At 68.1% G+C, this 15,320-nt stretch carries 15 protein-coding genes; 4 read left to right on the top strand and 11 right to left on the bottom strand.

Translation table 11 applies throughout. The features are described 5' to 3' along the window. The first annotated feature begins 11 nt into the window (after positions 1-11). From LF63_RS06340 to LF63_RS06330, 3 genes are read left to right on the top strand one after another with little or no spacing between them, the layout of a single operon-like run. A complete protein-coding gene (locus LF63_RS06340; protein ID WP_043103309.1) occupies positions 12-971 on the top strand; it encodes a DUF58 domain-containing protein in 960 nt (319 codons plus the stop codon). Next, complete coding sequence (locus LF63_RS06335; RefSeq protein ID WP_043100425.1) at positions 968-2,974, top strand: transglutaminase TgpA family protein; 2,007 nt, start codon at positions 968-970, stop codon at positions 2,972-2,974. The genes LF63_RS06340 and LF63_RS06335 overlap by 4 nt, the downstream gene beginning before the upstream one ends. Before the next feature lie 55 nt (positions 2,975-3,029). Next, complete coding sequence (locus LF63_RS06330) at positions 3,030-3,629, top strand: Slp family lipoprotein (RefSeq protein ID WP_052394768.1); 600 nt, start codon at positions 3,030-3,032, stop codon at positions 3,627-3,629. Positions 3,630-3,703: 74 nt separating this feature from the next. Here the strand turns inward: LF63_RS06330 and LF63_RS06325 are convergent, their stop codons facing one another. The 11 genes from LF63_RS06325 to efp form a co-directional block, all read right to left on the bottom strand. After that, a complete protein-coding gene (locus LF63_RS06325; RefSeq protein WP_043100423.1) occupies positions 3,704-5,971 on the bottom strand; it encodes a thiamine pyrophosphate-dependent enzyme in 2,268 nt (755 codons plus the stop codon). Positions 5,972-6,010: 39 nt separating this feature from the next. After that, positions 6,011-6,613 carry a glutathione S-transferase family protein gene (locus LF63_RS06320; protein ID WP_043100421.1) on the bottom strand — a complete coding sequence of 201 codons (603 nt, stop codon included), beginning with the start codon at positions 6,611-6,613 and terminating at the stop codon, positions 6,011-6,013. A 62-nt stretch (positions 6,614-6,675) separates the two neighbouring features. After that, positions 6,676-7,221: a GNAT family N-acetyltransferase gene (locus LF63_RS06315; RefSeq protein WP_043100419.1), complete on the bottom strand. Its 546-nt coding sequence runs from the start codon at positions 7,219-7,221 to the stop codon at positions 6,676-6,678. Between the two features lie 7 nt (positions 7,222-7,228). Further along, positions 7,229-8,398, bottom strand: coding sequence for an acyl-CoA dehydrogenase family protein (locus tag LF63_RS06310; protein WP_043100417.1), 1,170 nt, complete (start codon positions 8,396-8,398; stop codon positions 7,229-7,231). Positions 8,399-8,469: 71 nt separating this feature from the next. Further along, on the bottom strand, positions 8,470-9,426 hold the full coding sequence (gene folE2 / locus LF63_RS06305) for a GTP cyclohydrolase FolE2 (RefSeq protein WP_043100416.1): 957 nt from the start codon (positions 9,424-9,426) through the stop codon (positions 8,470-8,472). 119 nt (positions 9,427-9,545) lie between these two features. Then, on the bottom strand, positions 9,546-10,388 hold the full coding sequence (locus tag LF63_RS06300) for an isoprenoid biosynthesis enzyme family protein (protein WP_043100414.1): 843 nt from the start codon (positions 10,386-10,388) through the stop codon (positions 9,546-9,548). Then, positions 10,385-11,062 carry a phosphoglycolate phosphatase gene (gene gph, locus LF63_RS06295; protein WP_043100412.1) on the bottom strand — a complete coding sequence of 226 codons (678 nt, stop codon included), beginning with the start codon at positions 11,060-11,062 and terminating at the stop codon, positions 10,385-10,387. The genes LF63_RS06300 and gph overlap by 4 nt, the downstream gene beginning before the upstream one ends. Further along, positions 11,059-11,763 (bottom strand): bifunctional 2-polyprenyl-6-hydroxyphenol methylase/3-demethylubiquinol 3-O-methyltransferase UbiG, encoded by a 705-nt coding sequence (gene ubiG, locus LF63_RS06290; RefSeq protein ID WP_043100411.1) that lies wholly within the window; start codon positions 11,761-11,763, stop codon positions 11,059-11,061. The genes gph and ubiG overlap by 4 nt, the downstream gene beginning before the upstream one ends. Positions 11,764-11,797: 34 nt before the next feature. Beyond that, on the bottom strand, positions 11,798-12,052 hold the full coding sequence (locus LF63_RS06285) for a YciI family protein (RefSeq protein WP_043100410.1): 255 nt from the start codon (positions 12,050-12,052) through the stop codon (positions 11,798-11,800). A gap of 11 nt (positions 12,053-12,063) precedes the next feature. Further along, the gene (locus LF63_RS06280) at positions 12,064-13,395 is read right to left on the bottom strand and encodes a TRZ/ATZ family hydrolase (RefSeq protein ID WP_043100408.1); all 1,332 of its coding nucleotides are present in this window, start codon (positions 13,393-13,395) and stop codon (positions 12,064-12,066) included. Between the two features lie 190 nt (positions 13,396-13,585). Beyond that, positions 13,586-14,152 carry an elongation factor P gene (gene efp, locus LF63_RS06275; RefSeq protein WP_043100407.1) on the bottom strand — a complete coding sequence of 189 codons (567 nt, stop codon included), beginning with the start codon at positions 14,150-14,152 and terminating at the stop codon, positions 13,586-13,588. Positions 14,153-14,241: 89 nt separating this feature from the next. Between efp and epmB the strand changes: the two genes are divergently transcribed. Next, on the top strand, positions 14,242-15,261 hold the full coding sequence (gene epmB, locus LF63_RS06270; protein WP_043100405.1) for an EF-P beta-lysylation protein EpmB: 1,020 nt from the start codon (positions 14,242-14,244) through the stop codon (positions 15,259-15,261). Positions 15,262-15,320: the final 59 nt, after the last annotated feature.

Below are 15,320 nucleotides of genomic sequence, written 5' to 3'. Positions count from 1 at the left end.
TCCGCGACGACGTGTCCGCGCCCACCCGACTCGATCGCCTACGCCAGCGCTTCGAACGCCGCCTGCCGGCCCTGACGCGCTTCAAGCGCCCGGAAACCCTGCCGATCGAACTCGGCCGCCGCCGCATCTACATCCTGCCTACCGGGTTCGGCACCGGCTTCGGCGCGGTGCTGATGGTGATGCTGATCGGCGCGCTGAACTACGCCAACAACTCGGCCCTGCTGCTGACGTGCCTACTCGGCGGCATCGCGGTCAACAGCATGCTGGTCGCGTTCCGCAATCTCGATGGACTGCGCCTGCTCGCGGTCCGTGCCGAGCCGGTCCTGGCCGGCGAAAAACTGCAGGTGCGTCTGCGCTTCGACACCCGCCGTCGCGTCCGCTCCGCCCTGCGTTTCGAGTGCGCCGGCCATGACGTGCACGCCAGCTTCACCGACACGCCAAGTACCGTGACGCTCGCGCTGTCCACACAGAAGCGCGGCTGGATGAAGCTGCCGCGGGTACGCGCCTCGACCACCTGGCCGTTCGGTCTGTTCCGCGCCTGGAGCTGGCTGCACCCGGACGTGGCGCTGCTGGTCTACCCCGCACCCGAAGCCCACGGACCGGCGGCGGCGGGCGTCGATGAGCATCATGCTCGCCGCAACCCGCGCGACGGCGACGAGCTGGCCGGTCTGCGCGACTACCGCGCCGGCGATCCGATCAAGCAGATCGCCTGGAAACTGTCCGCGCGGCACCATGAACTGCTGGTGCGCGAACTGGACCGCCCCGACGAACAGGACGCGCGCATGCTCGACTGGCGCCGTCTGCCCGGCCTGGGCTACGAGCAACGCATCGCCCGGCTGACGCGCTGGGTGATCGAGGCTCACGCCGGTGGCGACCGCTGGACCCTGCGCCTGCCGGACGCCGAACTGGGGCCAGGCAGCGGCAGCGAGCACTATCACCGCTGCCTGTCGGCACTGGCCCTGCTGCCATGATCCGCCGCCTGCGGTCCCGCCCCGCACGCACGCCGGCCGAGCCCACGCTGGACCGCCGCGCGTTCGATCTGCTGTGCCTGACCATGGCCACAGTGGTCGCCGTGCACGCCTCGCATCTGCCGATCTGGCTGAGCGCGGGACTGGGCCTGCTGCTGGCCGGGCGCTGGATGCAGCGTCGCTATCGCGGCGGACGCGTGTCCTGGCTGCTGCGCCTGCCGCTGACCCTGGCGCTGCCGGCCGGCGTGATCGCCCAGTACGGCACGCTGTTCGGCATGGAACCCGGCAGCGCGCTCATCGCCGGCATGCTGGTGCTGAAACTGCTCGAAACCGACCGCCCTCGCGATGCGCGGGTCGGCGTCGCCTTCGCCTGCTTCGGCCTCATGAGCGCCCTGCTGTTCAGCCAGACGCTGCTGCCGACGCTGTTCGTGGCGCTGGGCCTGGTGCCCGCGCTGGCCACCCTGGCGGCACTGGAACAGACCGCCGCTCCGCTGCACTGGCGCGGCCAGCTTGGCGCCGTGCTGCGCATGGCCGCGCTGGCGCTGCCGTTGGCGCTGGTCGCCTTTCTGTTCATCCCGCGTCTCAGTTCGCCGCTGTGGGGCGCGCCGTCCAACGGGCCGGCGCGGACCGGCGTTTCGGGCAGCATGGCGCCGGGCGACTTCACTCAATTGCTGGTCGACGACACGCCGGCCTTCCGGGTCAGTTTCGACGGCCCGCCACCGCCGCGCGCGGACCGCTACTTCCGCGGCCCCGTGCTGTGGCGCTTCGACGGTCGCCGCTGGACCACAGCACACGATGCTTCGCCGCATACGCCGGAAGCCCTTCGCCGTCCGCCCGAAGCCCTGCAGGTGCAAGGCGGCGTGTACCGCTACGAGGTCAATCTGCAGCCGACGCAACGGCATTGGCTGTTCGCCCTCGACACGCCCGTGGACGCGCCGCCGGACGCGCATTTCACCCAGGCACGCACCCTCTTGCACAAGGACCGCATCCGTTCGCTGTACAGCTACCGCATGCGCTCGAGCACCGTGCACGTGCTCGCGCCGCAGCTCGGCGCCGACGAGCGTCATCGCGCACTGCTGCTGCCGCAGGGATTCGATCCGCGGGCGCACGCGTTGGCCGAGACCTGGCGTCAGCGCTATGGCGACCGCCCCCAGGCCATCGTCGACGCCGCGCTCAAACTCTTTCACGACGGCGGCTTCAGCTACACCCTGACGCCGCCGCCCCTGGGACGCGACACGGTCGACGACTTCCTGTTCGCCACACGCCAGGGCTTTTGCGAACACTATGCCTCGGCCTTCACTTTCCTCATGCGCGCGGCGGGCATCCCGGCGCGCGTGGTCACCGGCTACCAGGGCGGCTACTGGAGTCCGATCGGCGATTATTTGCTGATCCGCCAGTCCGATGCCCACGCCTGGAGCGAAGTGTGGATGCCCCATCGCGGCTGGGTGCGTATCGACCCCACGGCGGCAGTGCGACCGGAACGCGTCGATCTCGGCTCCGCCTCAGCCGCCGGCGCATCGCGCGAGTGGTACCAGTCCGCATGGCTGCAAAACCTCCGCAACCGCTGGGACATTGTCAACCGATGGTGGAACCGAGCCGTTACCGGTTTCGACAACCTGCGCCAGCGCGGATTGCTGAAGCCGTTCGGCGTGAACGACGCCGACAGCAGCGCGTTGAGCGTGGCGCTGGCCATTGGCGTCAGCGTGTTGCTGGCGATCGGGCTGGGACTGGCGCTGTGGAAACGGCGTCTGCAGGACCCGCTGGATCGCGCGATGCGCTTGCTGCAACAACGCTTGGCGCGGGCGGGTGTGACACGCGGCATCGCCGAAGGGCCGCGCGACTATCTGCAACGCGCCGCACGGGAACTGCCTCATGAACGCGACCGACTGGATGGACTGCTGCGTGACTACCTGGACTTGCGATACGCGCGTGCAGAAGCGGAAACTGTCGCCATCCGCCATTTCACTCGCCGCGTGCGGGAATTTACGCCCCGTCGCGCGGTCTAACCACCGACGAATGCCCTCCCCCGCATTCGCCTATTCGCCCCGCATGGAGACTGTCATGTCCAGCTGGAAACTCGCCCTCGTCGCTGCCGGTGCGCTGACGCTCGGCGCCTGCGCCACCATTCCCAAACCGCTGGAGGGCACCTACGCACCGGTGACCCCGCAGGCAGCACGTAGCGGCGCCAACAACACCGCGCAGGTGCGCTGGGGCGGACAGATCATCCGTACCGAACCGGAAGCCGGCCACACCTGTTTCTACGTACTCGCGCATCCGCTCGACGCCAGCGCCCGCCCGCGCGTGGACGCCACCGGCGAAGGCCGCTTCGTGGCCTGTCACAGCGGCTTCTACGACCCAGAGATCTTCGTGCGCGGTCGCGAAGTCACCTTCACCGGCACCCTGCACGGCATCGTCTCGGAAAAGGTCGGCTCCTACGACTACCCCTACCCGCGCCTGGAAGCCCAGACCGTCTACCTGTGGCCGAAGCGTCCGCGCTACACCACCGTGTATCGCGATCCGTTCTACGACCCGTTCTGGGGCCCGTCGCCGTTCTGGGGTTCCGGCTATTGGGGTCCGTACTACTACCCTTACGGACCGCGCGTGATCGTGGTGCCGCAGAAGCAGCGCCTCGCGCCGACCGTGATCAACAAAGGCAAGTAGGCACCAACGTGCTGCATGAAAAAAGCCGGCTCGCGCCGGCTTTTTTCATGCCTGCGATCCGCACACCGGGCGGTTCAGGCCAGCGCTGCCGCCGCGGTCACCACATCCTTCTCCGCCGGCAGCACGCAGAACGCGGCACCCGCCAGCGGCGTGAAAGTGTCCGCGCCGGTCACGCGTCGCAACGGCGTGGCGCCGTATCCGGCCTCGACGATCGCCGTGACCACGCCCTCGCCCACGCCGCCGGAACGACGGCCCTCGTCGAGCACGATGACGCGCTTCGCGCCCTTGGCCTGCCCGGCAATGAAGCTCTCGTTGAGCGGCGCCAGCCAGCGCAGATCGACCACCCGCGTCTTCCAGCCCTGCGCCTGCGCGATCGTCTTCGCCGCGCGCAGCGCCATCGGCACACCGTTGCCGTAGGTGAAGATCACCAGATCCTCCGCCTCGGCGTCGTACACGCGGCCCTCGCCCAGCGGCATCGCTTCGCCCGGCGCGGGGTAGGCGTACTGCCATGCGCCGTCGCCGGGTTCGTACAGGTCCTTGGTCATGTACAGCGCGATCGGTTCGAGGAACGCGCAGACACGGCCATCGACCTTGGCCAGCGCCATCAGCGTGCGCAGCATGGTGACCGCATCGTCGCCGCGCGAGGGACAGCCAACCACCAGACCGGGAATGTCGCGCAGCGCGGTGATCGAGTTGTCGTTGTGGAAATGGCCGCCGAAACCCTTCTGGTAGCCCAGGCTGGCCACACGCATGACCATCGGATTGCGGTACTGGTCGTTGGAGAAGAACTGCAGGCTCGACGCTTCGCCGCGGATCTGGTCGCAGGCGTTGTGGAAATACGCCAGATACTGAATTTCGGGGATCGGCAGGAAGCCGAGATTGGCGTATCCCTGCGCGAGACCGAGGATGGTGGTCTCATCGAGCAGCGTGTTGAACACGCGCGCGCCGCGGAACGCCTTGTACAGACCCTTGGTGACGGTATACACGCCGCCCTTCTGCGCCACGTCCTCGCCGAAGATCAGCGCCTGGTCGTACTTCGCCATCAGCTCGTGCAGCGCCTGGTTGATCTGGATCGCCAGATGCCGCGGCGGCTGACGCTCGGGCAGCTTGTTCTCGCCGCCGTGCACCTCCACGCGGCGCGCGTCGAAATCGGCGCGCTCGGCTTCGGCACGCACGGCCTCCGGCGTGTACGGCGCCAGCGGACGCACCACGTCCTCCAGGGTCTCCAGCTTCGGCGATCCGTCCGCTTGTTCGGCCGCCTCGAAGCAGCGCTTGCGCGTGCGCTCGTACAGGTCCAGCACTTGCTCCCGCGAATACAGCCCGGACTCCAGCGCGATGGCCGCCGAACGCAACAACGGATCGGTGGCTTCGAGCGCCACCAGTTCCTCGATCGAGCGCCACTCGATCTCGAAGTCGGTGCCGGCATGGCCCATCACGCGGCAGGTGTTGAGATGCAGGAACGTCGGCCGACGCGTGCGACGGCAATGCTCGACGGCGCGCGCGACGCCGGCGTAACCGTGCGCCAGGTCCAGGCCGTCGGCGTAGAAATAATCGAGGTTGGAGCGGCGCTGGAAATTGCTGGCGATCCAGCCGCCCGGCGTTTTCACCGAGATGCCGATACCGTTGTCTTCGCATACGAACAGCACCGGCCCCGGCAATTTCTGGTACGCGGCCCAGGCCGCGGCATTGAAGGCCGTCTGCGCCGTGGCGTGGTTGCTCGAAGCATCGCCGAACGAGCAGATCGTGATCGAATCGTCGGGAATCGGCAGCGCGTGTCCGAGGCGCACCGCCTGGTCGATCGCCATCGCCGTGCCGAAGGCCTTGGGCAGATGCGAGGCGATGGTCGAGGTCTGCGGCAACACCCACAACGGTTTGCTGCCCCACACCTTGTGCCGGCCGCCGGACGCCGGGTCTTCCTTGCTGGCGGCGAACGACAGCGCCGAGTCGCGCACCGGGTCGATGCCCGGCAACTTGCGCGAACGCTCGGCCATGAAGGCGCCGGAGCGGTAATGCAGGAACGCCGGATCGGTGTGCCGCGTCAGCCGCGCAATCATCGCGTTGCCTTCGTGACCGGACGAACCGATGGTGTAGAACACCTTGTTCTGCACCCGCAACACGCGCGCCATCAGGTCCAGATGACGGCTGATCAGCTGCGACTCGAACAGCTCACGGAAACCGTGCGCGCTCAGTTCGCTACCTGGAAGCACCGGCGCGTCGTCGGCCGGCGCGGCGTTGACCTCGCCCTGCCAGTGCTGCACGAACTCGGCGAAGTTCTGATCGACGATCTCGGCGCGATTGAAACCCTTGTGGCGCGCGGCGATGGTGCGGGAAGACGTGGTCATGTCGGGATCGATATCCGTTTCAGGTAGAACGCGGCAGGCTCAGGCCTGCATGGCAGTGAATCCGGGTTGCGCGCGCACGCGGTCGAGCCAGGCGCGCAGTTGTGCGTAGGCGTCCAGCTCGATGCCGCCATCGGGCGCGCAATGGGTGTAGGCGAACAGCGCGATGTCGGCGACGCCATAGCTGACGCCACTGAACCAGGCGTGTTCGCTCAGATGACGTTCCATCACGCGCAATGCGGCGTGGCCGCGCTCACGCAAGGCCGGCAAGTCGGCGTGCCGGGGATGGTCCAGCGGCAGCCAACGGGCGATGAAGCGCGCCACCGCGATGGCCGGTTCGTGGCTGTATTGCTCGAAGAACATCCACTGCAGCGCGCCCGCGCGTTGCCAGCGATCCGCGCTCAGGTAGGGCGTGCCTTCGGCGAGATAACAAAGGATCGCGTTCGATTCGGCCAGACAGCGCCCGTCGTCGAGCTGCAGCACCGGCACCTTGCCGTTGGCGTTGAGCGCGGCGAAGGCCGGCGTACGAGTCTGTCCGCCGGCCACGTCCGTCTCGACCCAGCGGTAGTCGATGCCAAGCTGATCGAGCAACAGCTGCACCTTGTAGCAGTTGCCCGATGCGCGCATGCCGTGGACGGTGTACATGGTTACTCCTCAGCGCAATGGCGAACGAGCGGGGTTCATGCGCGGCGCGCGGTCGCGAAGACTCATGCGTCCCCGCGCCTCCGCGTACGCCACTCGTCGCGCGACTGGCCCCATACGTCGATGGTCTTGTCGTCATAGGGTTCGGGCAGCTTTGCGGTACCCAGGCGACGCGAACCGAGCTTTCGCGCGACACCCTGCGAGGCGATGTTGTCGGGCGCGATGGAATGGATCACGCGATCCCAGCCCAATACATCGAAGGCGAAATCCATGCTCGCCGTCGCGCCTTCGCTGGCATAGCCCTTGCCCCAGGCATCGCGCACGATGCCCCAGCCGACTTCGGGACCCGGCCAGCCCTCGGGGAACCACGGACCCAGCCGGCCGATCCAGCGGCCGGAGGCTTTCTCGATCACCGAGAACATGGAGAAACCCTGGATATCCCAGGCGCCGGCGAGCTGCAGGAATCCGCGCCATGCCACCGCACGCGTCTGCGGCCCGCCGATGAAATGCGAGGCTTCCTCGTCGGCCATGTTGGCGGCGTAGGCGTCGAAGTCCTCGCGCAGCGGTCGGCGCAGGATCAGACGCTCGGTTTCGATGCGCGGGCGGTCCATGCGCGGCTCAAAACGCGTTGATGCCGGTCAGCTCGCGGCCGACCACCAGCTGATGCACGGTCTCGGTGCCCTCGTAGGTGATGACCGATTCCAGGTTCAGCGCATGGCGGATGGCCGCATGCTCGGTGGTGATGCCGGCGCCGCCGAGCACATCGCGGCACTCGCGCGCGATGTCGATGGCCATGCGCACGTTGTTCCACTTGGCCAGCGAGACCTGCGTCGGCTGCAGCGCGCCAGCATCCTTCAGACGGCCGAGCTGCAACGAGATCAACTGCGCGGCGGTGATGCGGCGCGCCATGTCGGCCAGCTTCAGCTGAATGGCCTGATTGGCGCTCAGCGAGCGACCGAACAGCATGCGCTCGGCGGTGTAGTCCAGCGCTTCCTTCAGGCACGCCTGGGCGGCGCCGATCGGGCCCCAGGTGATGCCGTAGCGGGCCTGCGTCAGGCAGCCCAGCGGCCCCTTCAGGCCCTTGACGCTGGGCAGCAGCGCATCGCCCGGCACGCGCACGTCGTCGAGGAACAGCGCCGAGGTCACCGAGGCGCGCAGGCTCATCTTCTTGTGCACTTCCTGCGCGGTGAAACCCTTGGTATCGGTGGGCACGATGAAGCCACGGATGCCGTCGTCGGTCTGCGCCCAGACGATGGCGATGTGCGCGAGATTGCCGTTGGTGATCCACATCTTGGCGCCGTTGAGCACCCAGTCGTCGCCGTCCTTCTTGGCCACGGTCTTCATGTTGGCCGGATCGGAACCGCCGTGCGGCTCGGTCAGGCCGAAACAGCCGATGATCTCGCCGGCAGCCATCTTCGGCAGGTAGCGCTGCTTCTGCTCTTCGCTACCGTAGGCGAAGATCGGGTACATGCACAGCGAACTCTGCACCGAGGCAAAGCTGCGCAGGCCGGAATCGCCGCGCTCCAGCTCCTGGCAGATCAGGCCGTAGCAGACGCCGTTCATGCCGGCGCCGCCGTACGCCTCGGGAATGGTCGCGCCGAGCAGGCCCAGCCCGGCAATTTCGGGAATCAGCTCGTGCGGAAAGCGGCCCTGATCGAAGCAGTCACCGATGATCGGCAACACCTTCTCGTCGGTGAAACGGGCGACGCTGTCCTGCACCATGCGCTCCTCGTCGGAGAGCAGCGAACGGACATCGTACAGATCGAGCGGATTGAGACGGGCGGCCATGCGGGCTCCGGATAACGGTCGATGAAACCGCCATTGTAACGCCGCTGAAAACGCAGCGCCCGGTTTCCGCGTCAGTCGTCGAACGCGCTGCCGCGGTAGCCGCCGTCGACGCCCTTGCTGGCATGCGCCACGGCGTCGTGCGGGTGCAGGCTCTCGTGATGCGCCACGCGCACGGCGAAGTCGGCGATGCGCTCGTCGGCGTCCAGCGCGGCCTGGATGCGGCGCGCGGCGTCTTCGCAGAACATCAGGTTCTGGCCGTTGGCCAGGGCGAACGCCTGCTCGTCCTCGCGCTTCACCGCGGTCTGCACCGGCGTGCCGAGGGCATGCTCGACGCGATCGATGATGGACTCCAGATCGAAACCGAACGCCGGCGCCATGCGCAGACGCAGGCTCGCCGTGCTGCGCTGCGCGTGCGGCGTCGCGACCATGCCCTGCTCGCTGCCCAGCCAGGCCAGCACCGCCTCGCGGTCCAGTGCGGTGTCGGCGCCGAAATCGGTGGCGAACTGCTGCTGAATCAACTGCCGCGACAGCGCGGCCGAAGCCGGGCACGTCGAGGAATAGACGATGTCGACCGCCAGCTCCACGTCGACTTGACCGTCGCGCATGATCGCGGTGACGGTGACCGGATAACTGCGCCAGCCGCTGTGATCGCTCTTCAGCGCGCTGCGGCGCAGCAGATGCTCGAAACGAATGCGCAGACGCGCCCGGTCGGAAAGATCGGCATGGGTGTCGAGGAAGCCGTGCAGCAGCTTGCGCAGCATGCACGGCGCCAGCGGCTCGGCGGTCAGCGCCTGTTCCACCAGCAGGTACAGGCGCGACATGTGAATGCCGCGCGCTTCCGGACGATGCAGATTCACGTGAGCGTCGACGCGCGCCGCGACGCGCTGCGTCTGGCCGTCGGCGTCGGTCACCAGCAGCGGCGCCTGGATGCTGTCCATGCCGACCCAGTCCAGCGTGCCGGCCACCTGGGCTTGCGCCTGGTGGGCGACGTCGGAGAGTGCGCGTGCGGTGTTGTCGTCGTTGGCCATGGGTCGTCGAATCCTCGAAACAGCGAGCGCGGCGCTAAAAAAGCGCCGTGGTGCAGAACCTTACGCGAAATGGGGACGGTTTGCGCCGGTGCAATGCGCGCACGCGGCGAACGCTGCGTTCAGTCGCCGCTCTGTCGCCGCCAGTCGCGGGCCGCAGCCCAGGCGCGAAATACGCTGCCGGGCGCCGGCTTCACGCGCGCTTCGCGCAGGCGCGCCAGTGGGTCGGCGTTGCGGCGGGCACGGCGCAGCAAGCGTTTATTTTCGCGCATTTGCAGGCCGCGGAACAGGGTCAGCGGCAATGAGGCCTTATCCGTCGCCTGCATCAGCTTCGCGATGTCGTCGAGCTGATCGCGCACGGCGGCCCGGCGCGCCTCGCTGTCGTGCTGCAGCGAGGCGCGATCCAGGCCGTGCCGCGCCAGGCGAGCCATCGGCAACGGCAGCCGTTCGCGCGTTTCGGCGACATCGAGCTGGATCAGGTCGTGCAGCAGATGATCGGCGACCGCGACGTCGGAGGCGCGCGCCGCCTTGGTCGCGTCGCCGAACCACCAGGCGGATTCCAGCCGCGCCAACGCGCCGTGCAGCGCCTCGGCGCGTGCGCGCTGTTCGCCGAAATCGCTTGCGCTGGGCCATTCGTGCTGCGCCATCGCCGCCTGGATCGGCGCCAGCCAGTCGGCCAGCTCGATCCGCTCGATCTGCGGCGCGGCGAACAGGATCTGCGTCAACGGGTGACGCCCGCCGCTGGCGGCCGCGCCGGCCAGTTCCTCGGCCCACCAGTTAAGTTTCACCTGCGCGACGTGCGCCTCGTGGATGCCGTAGGCGGCGTCGATCCATTCCTGCTCCAGCGCGGCCAGGGCCAGATGGCCGGCCTGCGCGGAAGCATCCAGAAACGGCAGCGCCAGCCGCTGTGCAGGCTGCGCCTGCAACCACTTCTGCAGATAGCTGTGCAGCGCATCCTCGCTCACGCGGGCACCTTCAGGCCCAGCAGCGCATGCAGTGCGGCCGCGCTGTCGGCCACCGCGTCGGCGCCCCAGGTATGCGGATCGCCGCCATCGAGATACCCCCAGGCCGCGGCGACGGTGAACAGCCCCGCATCCCGGCCCGCCTGCACGTCGCGCTCGTCATCGCCGACGAACACCGCCTGCCGCGGGTCGATGCCGGCCTGTTCGCAGGCCAGCCGCACCGGCGCGGGATCGGGCTTGCGCACGCTTAGGGTGTCGCCGCACACGATGGCCGCGGCGCGCGCCGTCATGCCGATCCGTTCGAGCAGCGGCTCGGCGAGAAAACCGGCCTTGTTGGTGACGATGCCCCACGGCACGCCCGCGCCTTCCAGCGCTTCGAGCAGCGCCGGCACGCCGTCGAACGGCGGCGAATCCGCGCCCATGCAGTCGGCGTAGTAGGCCAGGTAACGTGGCAGCAGCGCCTCGACCTGATCCTCATCCAGACCTTCGATGCCGGCGCGCAGAATGGCGCGCCCACCGCGCGACACGACCTGTCGCACCGGCGCGTAGTCGGGCTCGGGAAAGCCCTTTTCCAGACACAGCTCACGCAGCGCCTCGTACAAATCGGGCGCACTGTCGAGCAATGTGCCGTCAAGGTCGAACAGCACGCCGGACAACGGAGCGGGCGGCGCCCTCATGCCGGCTTGTGCGCCGCGAGGATGTAGTTCACGGCCATGGAAGTGCCGAGCGAAGCCTTTCGATTCAAAGGGTTGTATTTCAAACCGCTGACCTCGTCGAGCTCCATGCCGTGCGCGCGCAGGCTGCGCGCCAGCTCCGAGGGACGCAGGAACTGCGCGTAGTGATGGGTGCCGCGCGGCAGCATCCTGAGCACGTACTCGGCGCCCAGGATCGCCGCACCGAACGCCGCCGGCGTGCGGTTGAGCGTGGACAGGAACAGCTTGCCGCCCGGCTTCAGCATCGTCGCCAGATCGGCGATCAGCGCGTGCGGGTCGGGCACGTGCTCGATCAGCTCCATGCAGCACACGGCATCGAACGACGCCGGTTCCGCCGCGGCCAGTTCGGCCGAGGACTGCACGCGGTAGTCCACCTTCAGATTCGACTCGTGCAGGTGCAGACGCGCCACGTCGATGACGGCCTGCCCCAGATCGATGCCGACCACGTCGGCGCCGGCCGCCGCCAGCGACTCGCTGAGCAGACCGCCGCCGCAACCGACGTCGGCCACGCGCGCGCCAGCCAGACGCATGCGCTCGGCGACAAAAGCCGTACGCACCGGATTGAGGTCGTGCAGCGGGCGCGACTCGCCGTCCGGGTCCCACCAGCGCGAAGCCAGCTTGTCGAATCGGGCGATTTCCTCGGCGCGGACGTTGGCAGTGGTCATGACGGGAAGCGTTCCGGAACGTGTTGCGTGCATTCTAGCCGGTCATCCACTCGTGCACGGTGACCGTCGACGCATGGGACAGATGCAGCGGGTCCTCGAACGCCAGCGCTTGCGCCTGTTCCAGATCGTCCGCCCGCAGCACGTAGGCGCCGCCCGTCTGATCCGCGAAGCCGCCCGCCAGTTCCAGTCGGCCGGCCTCGCGCAGGTCGTCGAGAAAATGGCGGTGCGCGTCGATCAGGCCGGCGTCGAAGCACGGCGTGCGCATCACGGTGACGAGGAAGCGTTTCATCGGACGAAGACTCAGATGGCAGCGATGCGACCGCGCCAGGCTTCGACGCGCTCCAGCAGATCCGGCACGTCCATGCCGATCAACTCACGGTCGGCCAGCTTGCGCTGTCCGGCGATCCACACGTCGCTGACCTGATGCCGGCCGGTGGCATAGACCAGCTGCGAAGCCACGTCGTACAGCGGCCGCGACTCCAGCGCATCCAGACGCACCGCAGCCAGATCGGCCTGCTTGCCCGGCTCGATGGAGCCGATCCGCTCGCCCAGACCCATCGCGCGAGCGCCATGCAGCGTGGCCGCGCGCAGCGCGAACGCGGCGTCGAAAGCATCGGCCTTGTGCGCTACCGCCTTGGCCAGCTGCGCCGCGACACGCATCTCGCCGAACATGTCGAGATCGTTGTTGGAGGCACAGCCGTCGGTGCCGATGGCCAGGTTCACGCCCGCCTCGCGGAATTTCTCCGCCGGGCAGAAACCGGACGCCAGCTTCAGGTTCGACTCCGGGCAGTGCACCACCGACACGCCGGCTTCGGCGCAGGCGGCGATCTCGGCGTCGGTCACCGCGGTCATGTGCACGGCGATCAGGCGATCGTTGACGAGGCCCAGCTTCTGTAGCCGCTGGAACGGACGCAGGCCGCTCTCGCGCTTGGCATCGTCGACTTCCTTCTGCGTCTCGTGCAGGTGCAGATGCACCGGAATGTCGAGCTGATCGGCCAGCACGCGAATGCGCTCGAAGCTTTCGTCGGACACCGTGTACGGCGCATGCGGCACGAAGGCGCTGGTCAGCAGCTTGTTGCCGCGCAGTTCGTCATGCACGGTCAGCGCGCGCTCGAAATATTCGTCGCGCGTCTTCGCCCACGGACTGGGAAATTCGATCACCGGCAAACCGACCACCGCACGGAAACCGTAACGCTTGTACGTTGCGGCGATGGCATCGGGGAAGAAGTAGTTCTCGTTGGCGCAGGTGGTGCCGCCGCGCAGCATCTCGGCGATGGCCAGCTCGACGCCGTCGCGGATGAACTCCGGCCCCATCACCTTGCCTTCGACCGGCCAGATGTGTTCCTCCAGCCAGGTCATCAGCGGCAGGTCATCGGCCAGGCCGCGCAGCAGCGTCATCGGGTTGTGCGTGTGCGCGTTGACGAGACCGGGGATCAAAGCGTGCGCCGGCAGCTTCACGGTCTGCTTCGGCGCGTAGGCCGCGCGGGCCTCGTCGATGGGCAGCAGGGCGACGATGACGTCGTCCCGCACGACCACGGCATGGTGTTCGAGCACCACGCCGTGCGGCTCCACCGGCACCACCCAGCGGGCCTCGATCAGCAGGTCGACGGATTGGGCGGCGGCTTCGTTCACGGGCACCTCGACGGGAGCTTCACGATGATGGCGGCTTGCCGGCGCAACCGGGTCGGCGCGGCGCGGCAGGAGCGGATGTCTGTCGTTCGCGCATGCCCCGGCGCGAACGCTGCGGGACTGCGTGCCCGACCGGATCCGACCTGCGCCGGATCCGTGTCGGCGCCGCAGGCCATGCCTGCGGCCAACCGGATTACTTCACGCGGCTGACGTACTCGCCGCTGCGGGTATCGACCTTGATGATCTCTTCCTGGTTCACGAACAGCGGCACGCGGACCACGGCGCCGGTCTCCAGGGTCGCCGGCTTGCCGCCGCCGCCGGAGGTGTCGCCGCGCACGCCGGGATCGGTCTCGGTGATCTTCAGTTCGACGAAGTTCGGCGGCGTCACCGACAGCGGCGCGCCGTTCCACAGTGTGACCACGCAGTCTTCCTCGCCCTTCAGCCACTGGGCGGTGTCACCGATGGCGGTCTTGTCGGCCTGGTGCTGCTCGAAGGTGTTCGGCTCCATGAAGTGCCAGAACTCGCCGTCCGAGTAGAGGAACTGCATGTCGGTGTCGATCACGTCGGCGCCCTCGACCGTCTCGTTGGCCTTCAGGGTCTTCTCGACCACGCGACCGTTCTTGAGGTTGCGGATGCGGATGCGGGTGAAGGCCTGCCCCTTGCCGGGCTTGATGAATTCGGCCTCGACGATGGTGTAGGGGTCGCCGTCGACCAGAATCTTCAGCCCGTTCTTGACGTCGTTCAGACCATAGGTGGCCATGCGGTTGCTCCGATACGAAAAAGCCGCGCGTCGCGGCTACAATGGAAACCTTTCGAGCGACGCGCCATACGCCGCCCCCAAGACCGCCCATGATAACCGCAAGCCCCCTGTCTTCGCAGCAACCGCCGTCCGAGGACTGGCGTCGACACTGGCGCGCATCGGTGACCGACGCACGCGAACTGCTGGCCCTGCTCGACCTGCATGCCCTGGCCGACAGCCTGCCCGCGGACGACGCCGGATTCGCCGTGCGCGTGCCGCGCGGCTTCGTCGCCCGCATGCGTCCCGGCGACCCGCGCGATCCGCTGCTGCTGCAGGTGTTGCCGCAGCTGGCCGAGACTGCGCCCGCGCCGGGCTACACGACCGACGCCGTCGGCGACATGGATGCACGCGCCGCGCACGGCGTGCTGCACAAGTACCACGGCCGTGCGCTGCTGATCGCCAGTGGCGCCTGCGCCATCAACTGCCGCTACTGCTTCCGTCGCCATTTCCCCTACGGCGAGGAGATCGCCGCCGCCGCGGGCTGGCGCGAGGCGCTGGCCTATCTGCAAACGCACCCGGACGTCGAGGAGCTGATCCTGTCCGGCGGCGACCCGCTGGCGCTGTCCACCGCCAAGTTGGCCGAACTGACCGAGCGCCTGCGCGAGCTGCCGCACGTGCGCCGGCTGCGCCTGCACACGCGCCTGCCCGTGGTGTTGCCCGAGCGTATCGACGATGCGCTGCTGCGCTGGCTGGACGGCATCGATCTGCAGAAAGTCGTGATCCTGCACGCCAACCACGCCCAGGAGCTGGATGCCCACGTCGAGGCGGCCTGCCGGCGACTGCGCGACGCCGGCGTCACCCTGCTCAACCAGTCGGTGCTGCTGCGCGGCGTCAACGACGACGGCGATGCGCTGTGCGCCCTGTCTTCGCGGCTGTTCGCATGCGGCGTGCTGCCCTACTACCTGCATCAGCTCGACCGGGTGCAGGGCGCCGCGCACTTCGAGGTCGACGATGCGCGCGCGCTGGACCTTGTGACGCACATGCGCGACCGCCTGCCCGGCTTCCTGCTTCCACGCCTGGTGCGCGAGGTTGCAGGCGACCCGGCCAAACGCGCGATCGACCGGCCGTAACGCGATTTCTACGGCGTCGGACATGGATGTCTGATAGCGTGGGAACCTCGCTGGCAATG

Source organism: Oleiagrimonas soli, from assembly GCF_000761445.1.
GTDB classification, from domain to species: Bacteria; Pseudomonadota; Gammaproteobacteria; order Xanthomonadales; family Rhodanobacteraceae; genus Oleiagrimonas; species Oleiagrimonas soli.
Note: the sequence above shows the minus strand (reverse complement) of the source record. Positions and strands in the feature narration are given on the sequence as shown.